Annotated in this window: 7 protein-coding genes; 5 read left to right on the top strand and 2 right to left on the bottom strand. The window is 44.8% G+C overall.

The genetic code is table 11. The annotated features are described in order from the left end of the window. The first annotated feature begins 210 nt into the window (after nt 1-210). The 5 genes from hisIE to DSOL_RS18615 all read left to right on the top strand — a co-directional run bounded on the left by hisIE (nt 211) and on the right by DSOL_RS18615 (nt 3,965). Complete coding sequence (gene hisIE / locus DSOL_RS18635) at nt 211-882, top strand: bifunctional phosphoribosyl-AMP cyclohydrolase/phosphoribosyl-ATP diphosphatase HisIE (protein ID WP_075366315.1); 672 nt, start codon at nt 211-213, stop codon at nt 880-882. A 223-nt stretch (nt 883-1,105) separates the two neighbouring features. Beyond that, nucleotides 1,106-1,792 (top strand): SanA/YdcF family protein, encoded by a 687-nt coding sequence (locus tag DSOL_RS18630; RefSeq protein ID WP_075366321.1) that lies wholly within the window; start codon nt 1,106-1,108, stop codon nt 1,790-1,792. Between the two features lie 111 nt (nt 1,793-1,903). After that, entirely contained in the window at nt 1,904-2,569 is a 666-nt protein-coding gene (locus DSOL_RS18625; protein WP_075366314.1) for an NUDIX hydrolase, read from the top strand. Between the two features lie 70 nt (nt 2,570-2,639). After that, on the top strand, nt 2,640-3,473 hold the full coding sequence (locus tag DSOL_RS18620; protein ID WP_075366313.1) for a class I SAM-dependent methyltransferase: 834 nt from the start codon (nt 2,640-2,642) through the stop codon (nt 3,471-3,473). A 60-nt stretch (nt 3,474-3,533) separates the two neighbouring features. Continuing rightward, on the top strand, nt 3,534-3,965 hold the full coding sequence (locus DSOL_RS18615; RefSeq protein WP_139314522.1) for a putative signal transducing protein: 432 nt from the start codon (nt 3,534-3,536) through the stop codon (nt 3,963-3,965). Nucleotides 3,966-4,092: 127 nt separating this feature from the next. Here the strand turns inward: DSOL_RS18615 and DSOL_RS18610 are convergent, their stop codons facing one another. Continuing rightward, the gene (locus DSOL_RS18610) at nt 4,093-5,040 is read right to left on the bottom strand and encodes a glycyl-radical enzyme activating protein (protein ID WP_075366311.1); all 948 of its coding nucleotides are present in this window, start codon (nt 5,038-5,040) and stop codon (nt 4,093-4,095) included. Nucleotides 5,041-5,045: 5 nt separating this feature from the next. Beyond that, complete coding sequence (locus tag DSOL_RS18605) at nt 5,046-7,442, bottom strand: glycyl radical protein (protein ID WP_075366310.1); 2,397 nt, start codon at nt 7,440-7,442, stop codon at nt 5,046-5,048. Between the last annotated feature and the right edge of the window lie 184 nt (nt 7,443-7,626).

The raw sequence follows: 7,626 nt of genomic DNA, 5'->3' as shown, positions 1-7,626 counted from the left end.
GGAACCTTGTGCACTGCCCCGTGTCTGGGGTCGGTCGCTTTAACGGAAGTTTGCTAAACTGCTTACGTAAATACGTCGCGCTCGTGTCACACTGCGTCCTAGGACTTGGAACGAGAGAAATACACGATGCATTAACTTCGAACCATGATATAGACTAATCGTTAGTACGATATTCGAACTACGATATGAATAGGAAGGTTGAGATACGAAATGGATGCAAATCAAGTAGAAGTCTTAGATTTATCAGCAATCCGTTGGGATGCTCAAGGGCTTGTTCCCGCGATTGTCCAGGATGTGGAGACCAAAGACGTCCTAATGCTTGCCTATATGAATGAAGAGTCTTTGCGCCGGACCTTGCGCGACCGCAAGGCTTGTTATTACAGCCGAAGTCGGCAATCTCTGTGGCTGAAAGGGGAAACCTCCGGGCATTTCCAGGAGATCGTCGACATCAAGTTTGACTGTGATCAGGACGCCCTACTGTTAACCGTGAAACAAACTGGGATGGCTTGCCATGAAAACTTCTTCTCATGCTTTCATTATGACCTGACGAGCGAAGGGTTCAAGGCTATCGGAGAACCGGAAGTGAGACCTGAGCCATCACTTGGGAGAACCTTAGAGCTGTTGACTGAGGTGATTCACTCCCGAAATTTGGAGCGGCCAGAAGAGGCTTATACCACCTATCTGTTCGAAAAGGGGATTGATAAGATCCTCAAAAAAGTTGGCGAAGAAAGCGCTGAAGTGATAATTGCAGCCAAGAACGCCGATCCTGTGGAAATCAAATGTGAAGTGTCGGATTTGTTCTATCATGTCTTGGTAATGTTAGAAGAGCGGGGGGTTGGAGTAGAAGAAGTTGGTAGGGAACTGCTTAAGAGACGGAAGTAGGGGTAGTTGCGATGAGACTATAAGTAGAGAAACAAGGTTGGAAGCTATGCTTCCAACCTTGTTTCTCTGTAAAATGAAATTTCCTCTATGGAAAGGGAGGAATGTATTGGATTATGGCGAATTGCGAGGATACAGGGACAAGGAAGAAGAAAGGACTTTCGAGGTCTGCGGCAAGACGATATGCGAGAGATCTAAGATATCTGTCAGATGGAAAGGGTGTAATATGGAGAAGCTTATATTCAAGAAGCGCCTAAAACAGGTGATGTTTTTCTCAGTTATTGCATTGATTCTTTTTAGTGCCACTGTTTTGCTTGTCAATAAGAACGTTGAGTCAGTTGGAACGAAATACATAGTTAGTCCAAATGACGTTCCTAACGCGGATGCCATTCTCGTTTTAGGTGCTTATGTTTCCCCAAACGGAATTGTGTCATCCATGCTTAATGATCGTTTAACTGTAGGATACGAACTCTACGAGCAAGGGAAGGCGCCTAAACTTTTAGTAAGTGGAGATCACGGACGCAAGGATTACGATGAAGTTAATTCCATGAAGAATTTTTTAAAAAATAAAGGCGTACCGAGTCAGGATGTTTTTATGGATCATGCTGGTTTTAGCACGTATGAGAGTGTGTATAGAGCTAGGGATATTTTTGAAGTTCATAAGGTTATCATAGTTACACAGGAATATCATCTCATGCGAGCGGTTTACGTAGCTAGAGAGTTGGGGCTGGAAGCCTATGGAGTTGCTTCTGACAGACATGATTATGGGCGGGCCATGACTATGTATAAACTTAGAGAGATCGCTGCTAGGAACAAAGATTTTTTGTGGTCAGCAATACTTAAACCTAAACCAACGTTTTTGGGGGACGCAATACCTGTTTTCGGTGACGGTAAAGTGACGGATGATAAATAGGAGTATGTTGGAAGAAGTTAAATGAAAAAGATAGAGAAGTGGGGTTGGGTTGGTGACAAAGAATGCATACAATGTGTTGTGAGAAGGAATATGAGAGGATAAGTGTATAGTATGGACAAACTGATAATAGAAAGTTTAAAAGAAAAGTTGCCAGTTGTTCCTGGCATTAATGGCAAAGAAGAATATTTTAATTCTGCAGTATTAGTGCTGCTTATGCTGATCAACGAAGAATATCATTTTGTCTTTCAAAAGAGAGCTGCCATGATAAGACAGGCGGGAGAGATTTGCTTTCCCGGTGGTAAATTTGACCCTGATCAAGACGCTAGTTTTCGAGAGACCGCCATCAGAGAAACGACAGAAGAGTTAGGGGTTCCTTCAGAGAAGATAAGAATGATTGGTACCCTTGATACTGTATTCTCGAACATGGGGGCTACTGTAGATGCATTCTTAGCAATCCTAGAAGTTGATAGCTTAGATGATTTGCGGATAAGTCCGGATGAAGTTGAAAGGATTTTTACAATTCCAGTTTCATATTTTGAGAACACTGAACCAGAGACTTATAGGGTGAATATTGTTGTACAGCCTTCATATATCAATGAAGACGGAGAAGAAGTTGTGATTTTTCCAGTGGAAGAATTAGGATTACCGGAGCGATATACTAGGCCATGGGGAAATGTTATGAGTAAAATTTATGTATATAGGGTTGTAGAAGTTACGATATGGGGAATAACAGCGAGGCTAATTAGGGATGTCATTGCAAAAATAAAGAGCTTATAAATGAAAGACTGTCAGCAAACATGAATATGGAATATAATACCATGAACCCGTTGGAGGGAGGGTAAATGGTATGGAAGAAATCAAAAGAGTTGAAGAAATGAACTATTTTGAACTGCTGGCTTGGCTGGGCATAGGCAGTTCTCATCCGGGGGGGTTCACAGCTACCAAACAGAATTTGGATGTCATACGAGTAAAACCCGAAGAGTATGTTCTTGACGCTGGGTGTGGTAGCGGTCTTACCGCATGTCATTTGGCCAAAACGGTTGGCTGCAAAATCATGGGAATCGATATTAATCCTCAAATGGTAGAAAAAGCAGCCTTAAGGGCAGAGAAAGAGGGAGTCTCTCATCTAGTGGAGTTTAGGGTAGCCGATGTGCATGCTCTTCCCTTTACCAAAAACTGCTTTGATTTAGTAATCGCTGAATCTGTGACGGTGTTTTTAGATAAAGTTAAAGTATACCGAGAGTTCTATCGTGTGCTAAAGCCCGAGGGCAGAGTTGCAGACCTAGAAATGGCTCTGCTCAGAGATTTGCCCACTAATCTTAGAAGACAGTTGGAGGAATGTTTCGGTTCAGGCACAAATCCATTGCCTTTTGAAGAATGGCTAGATGCCCTAACTCAAGCGGGATTTCAGGATGTTGATATCAAAAATGCCCAACCATTAAGAAATAGAGGAAATATTATCATAAACGAACTCAAAAAGGATTGGCTTCTGATCAAAGATCTCACGGAAAAAGTCTCTAGACAGCCCGGATTATTGCCTCGACTCCAAAAAAATGCCGCTTTTATGAAGAGATACCAGGGTTACTTTGGATTTGGTCTTGTCTATGGGAGAAAACCAACTCCCCAAAGAATGGGTTTCAAAGATTGGATGCGCCTGTTGATGTTTTGGAAGAAAAATTGACACCCTTGGCCCACAGAAACGTTAGTAACGTGAATAACTTCGTATTTTTGTCGAGGAGGGGTGATTGAATTGCCTTGGTGTCCGAATAGCAAATCTGAAACTATTGGAAAATGGGTATTTCTAATCGGGTGTACGGATGATCAAGAAGCAAGTATGATTGAGTCCTTTCTAACCAGTGAAAACATTTTAGTGCTAAGAAAATATGGCGGTGCTAGTGAGTATCTAAAAATTACCTGTGGTATGACAAAGCTTGGTGTCGATTTATATGTAAAGGAAAATGAGCTTGAGATAGCAAAAGAGATCCTAGGCGAAGTGGGGGCTAGGAATATAGCAGATAGTAACAGGGACGAAAATTCAATCAAAAGTTCCCAGGGAACAGCCTGGAATAAAGGCAAGAAAAGGCTGTTTCTTATTTCAATTATCTCATTAATTTTTATCTTAGGTTCCGTAATAGTATCAATATTTTCAACAATAACGGATATCGTTTCATAAATTGTCTTTTATGAAAAATCCTTCCGGACTATCCGATGATTACATCGAGTGTTTCAGCCGTTATACTATTATGCCTAAGAGATTTCTTGATTAGAGGAATCCTCTTGGGCTGTTTTTGTTTCCATTCTTACGAAATCAAACCACCGCCGACTCTTATCGGTACGCCTGGGTTTTGGCGAGACAGAAAATCAGCTCGTTCTAGGATTCGCTCCCGCGACGGCGGGACTAGGTCCTGCAAGGGATAATCCATTCCGAGATTTCGGTAGGTTTCCATACCAAGGCGATGGTAGGCCAACAGCTCTATCCCTTTTATTATTTTCAAGGACTTGCAGAATTCAGCAGTAGCGGACAGGTTGGAATTAGAATCGTTGACACCTGGAATCAAAGGGATACGCACGATTATCTCCAAAGGGTAGTTGGCTTGATCGATTCTTCGGATGTTAGCGAGGATTAGTGAGTTATCAGGGCCAACCCACTGTTTATGAAACTCCTGATCCATCTGTTTGAGATCAACATAGAGCACATTGAGCCATGGTAGAATAGTTTCAATGTTTTCGTAGGGGGCGTGTAAGCTGGTCTCAATCGCTGTGTGAATTCCAAGCTCTCTGCACTCTTTCAGGACTTCCGAGACAAAATCGGGCTGGTTTAAGGGTTCGCCTCCACTGATAGTCACGCCACCGCCCGAGTGAAAAAAGAAAATCTCGTCCTTGCTGATTTCCCGAATCGCTTCTCGCACGGACATGATACTTCCGTATTTCTTAAATGCGTTCTGCGGACATTTTGCTACGCAGACAAAGCAATTTTTGCATTTGGCTGCGTTGATGAGTATTTTCAAGCCATCTTCTGACATCGCAAGGGCCCCTTCAAGACATGAGCGCACACATATTCCGCACTTTACGCAGCGGTCGAGAACATATCCTTTTTCGGGATCGGTTCGCTGTGACTCCGGAGTCGAACACCAGCGACATTTAAGCGGACACCCCTTAAGGAAAAGTACGGTTCGGAGTCCTTGCCCGTCGTGGATGGATGTTCTCTCGATTCTCAGCACGGAACCCATCAATTTACTGTGATTCATTACGTTCACCCCACAGAAATGCCGTGTTGTACAGTGCGTCCGATGATCTCGTCCTGTACGTCTTTCCCAAGTTCCACAAAGTAAGCGGTATAACCTGCCACTCGAACTAAAAGCCCTTTGTACTCCTCAGGATTCTTTTGCGCACGGATCAATTTATCCTGATCGATGACGTTGAATTGCACATGATAGACCCCAAGGCTGCACATGCTCTTCAGCAGAGCCATCATCTGGGTTATGCCATTTTCAGTGGACAGCATCTCCGGTTCCACTTTCATATTCAATAGAGTTCCCTGAACGAACCTAGCGTGAGGAATATTCGCCACGGACTTCAGTACCGAACTGGGACCATGGAAGTCTGTACCTCCACTTGGACTGACGCCATCTGCCAGCGGCCTCCAAGCATGGCGGCCGGACGGGAGGGCGCCTACCTCAAGCCCAAAGGGTGTATTACCGGACACAGGGAGAATCCCAGGGGTCATGCGCCCGAATTTACTGCTGTATTTTTCGATCTCGTCGGCGATAAAGGTAAACATATCTCCCGCAACATCATCCACTATCGGGTCGTCATTGCCGTACTTAGGTGCCTCAAGGCAAAGCTTACGAATCTCATCGTACCCCTGAAAATCGTGTTCTAGGGCGTCCAAAAGCTCAGCCATGCTCGCCTGTTTCGTCTCGTAGACAATATGTTGCACCGCAGTAATGCTGTTGATCAAATCCGCAACCCCGATCAGAATAATCCCGTTCCCAACGTTATATTTTGCTCCACCCCAGGCGTAGTCCGTTCCCTTCTCTATACATTCCTTGAAGGTGAACGAAAGTGCAGGAGACGGGCGATTCATGCAGATTTCGTCGATCACATGGCTTCCTTTCACAACGGCGCGAGTCGCATATTCAATTTGCTTCTTTACAGCCGAAAGAAACTCTTCGAAGGTTTTAAATTCGATTGGGTTTCCCGTTCGTGTGGATATATAGTGACCGCTTTTCCTATTTTTTCCGTCCAATAGTGCAAACTCAATGATGCTTCCGAGATTGATGTCTGCAAGCGCCGTGTATTGACGCAGTCTACCCTCCAGGTTGGTCTCTACGCAGCCGCACGGATTCCAATTAAAAGCCTCTTTCAGCGGAATTCCCTTGTTCATGAGCATCTTGATTCCGACGTCGTCGTTGTGGAAAGCGGGAAATCCAGTTCCGAGACGGATTAGCTCTACTACTTTTCTCAGAAAAGAGTTGGGATTTTTGGCCAGGCTATAACGAGCCGACAGAGAGGGTTGATAGAGCTGTACATCCATAGTTGCCTTAAGGATCATATAGGAAAGATCATTGACGGCATTCCTTCCAGTATCATCGACCCCTCCGACGCAAACGTTTTGAAACATCGGATAACCTGCGGCGAACTCTGCGGTGACAGCATCCTGAAATAGGCACGGTTCACTGAACTTGACCCAAAGACAGTCGAGAAGCTCCTGCGCCTCGTCAGGTGTAATGCGCCCCGCTTCAAGGTCAGCCTTGTAATAAGGCCAGAGGTACTGATCCATGCGACCGGGGTTATAGCTTGCAGCGTTTTGTTCCATAAAGATTGAGATCTGATAGAAATAAAACGACTGCAATGCTTCTCGAAACGTCCGCGCAGGATGAGCGGGAACATGATGACAAATTTCGGCGATCTCCAGAAGTTCCTTTTTCCTCTGTGCTTCATTCTCCCGGGCTGCTAAGTGCTCCGCTTGAAGGGCATAGCGCTCTCCTAACGAAATCATCCCTTCCCCAACAATCATAAGGGATTTCAGATAGTAATCTTTTTCGTAATCGCCTGGTATAGTGATATCGAGTTCGGATTTCCTTTTTTCCACTACGTTTAGGATTCCCGAAACCCCTTCGCGAATCAGCCACTCGTATCCAGCTGTCGTCTCTCCCCAGCCGCGAACGGCTTTACGATCTATGTATATTACTCCGTTATCTCGCAGTTCACGTGTGTCATCGGGAATCTGGACCAGCCACTCCTCATAGGTGGATTTCCCTTTCCAGAAGGGTCGAATTTCATCTTCGAAGATTTTCCGGTCCTCAGGCTTCAGATAGAACGGATCGTAGTGGCGTTCGTTGATAGTCTCTAGTTCGTTGTTGAGCACAGACCAGCAGGTATCTGCGCACAAAATACCAGCTCGCATCTTGCTCCCAGGATTACCCACGATGAGCTCGTCGTCCCAGATTGTGACGGTTTTCTCCTGACACTGCCGGCGAAAAGCCTTGGCTTTGCGAACGACCAGCGGCTCGCCTTCGGCTTCCCGAAAACCCTCAGTTAGAATCCTAGCATTCTCAAGATCCATCTCCGGCTGGGTTCCAAGTACCCGACTCTTCAGACGATTCACGCGCTCCATGTATTTCGGTTGTTGTGCAGTTTGGGACATATCCATACCTCCATCCGAGCATTTAAAATTCTGGTGCGCCTCCTGAAATCCTTATAACACTCCAGTATATATTTGTCAATTGGGCTCTTCCAGACTTGGTTTATCTGTGTAAACTTAATTTTCGTCTGAAAGAAAGAGGAATGTATTGGATTATGACGAATTAATATAGTTAAGAAATGATAAG

The sequence above is a fragment of the Desulfosporosinus metallidurans genome (assembly GCF_001936615.1).
Taxonomy (GTDB): domain Bacteria; phylum Bacillota; class Desulfitobacteriia; order Desulfitobacteriales; family Desulfitobacteriaceae; genus Desulfosporosinus; species Desulfosporosinus metallidurans.
The sequence above is the reverse complement of the archived record's forward strand: the minus strand, read 5'-3'. Positions and strand labels throughout refer to the sequence as shown.